Source organism: Falsiroseomonas oryziterrae (assembly GCF_021864505.1).
GTDB lineage: Bacteria > Pseudomonadota > Alphaproteobacteria > Acetobacterales > Acetobacteraceae > Falsiroseomonas > Falsiroseomonas oryziterrae.
Map to the genome: position 1 here is coordinate 1 of NZ_JAKJIB010000648.1, position 850 is coordinate 850.

Annotated in this window: 1 protein-coding gene; it reads left to right on the forward strand. The window is 78.0% G+C overall.

The window, feature by feature from the left end:
- Positions 1-850: HAD-IC family P-type ATPase (locus L2I40_RS23855; RefSeq protein WP_237217827.1), on the forward strand; the 850-nt coding region annotated here is incomplete at both ends.

An 850-nucleotide genomic window follows, 5' to 3' on the forward strand; every position in this document is an offset into this window, starting at 1 on the left:
GCCGGCGCGTCGCTGCGCAGCGGCGGGGTGAATGCCGGCGCTGCCTTCCGCCTGCGCGCCGCGCGCGACGCCGGATCGAGCACCTATGCCGCGATCGTCCGGCTGGCCGAGCAGGCCGCGGCGACGCGCGCGCCGCTGGCGCGTCTCGCCGACCGCTGGGCTGTCGGTTTCGTCGCCTTCACGGCGGTGCTGGCCGGCGGTGCCTGGCTTGCCACCGGCGATCCGCTGCGCGCGCTTGCGGTGCTGGTGGTCGCGACACCCTGTCCGCTGATCCTGGCCGCGCCTGTCGCGCTCGTGGCCGGCATCGGCCGGGCCGCGCGGCGTGGCATCGTGGTGAAGGGCGGCGGCGCGCTGGAGCGGCTCGCCCGGCTGCGCACGGTGGTGTTCGACAAGACCGGCACGCTGACGCCGGGCCACCCCCGCCTTGCGGCGCTCGACGCGGATCCCGCCCTGGGGCGCGAGGCGGCGCTGCGCCTCGCCGCGGCGCTGGCGCAGGGATCGACGCATCCGGTCTCCGTCGCGCTGGTCGCCGCGGCGCGTGCGCGAGGGCTCGACCTCCCGGTGCCGGAGACGGTGGCGGAAGTGCCGGGCGGCGGCGTGACGGGCACGGTGGAGGGCCGCACGCTGCTGCTCGGCGCGGAGGGTTTTCTGCAGTCGGCCGGCGTCCATCCGTCCGAGGGCTTCGCCGTGGCCGCGCAGGTCTCGGCGGCCGCCGGCTCCGTCGCCTGGCTGGCGATGGACGGCAGGGCGGTGGCGGCCTTCGTCATGGCCGACCGGCTGCGGCAGGAGGCGCCGCGGCTGGTGCGCCGCCTGCGCAGCATGGGCGTGCAGCGCCTGGTGCTGCTGACCG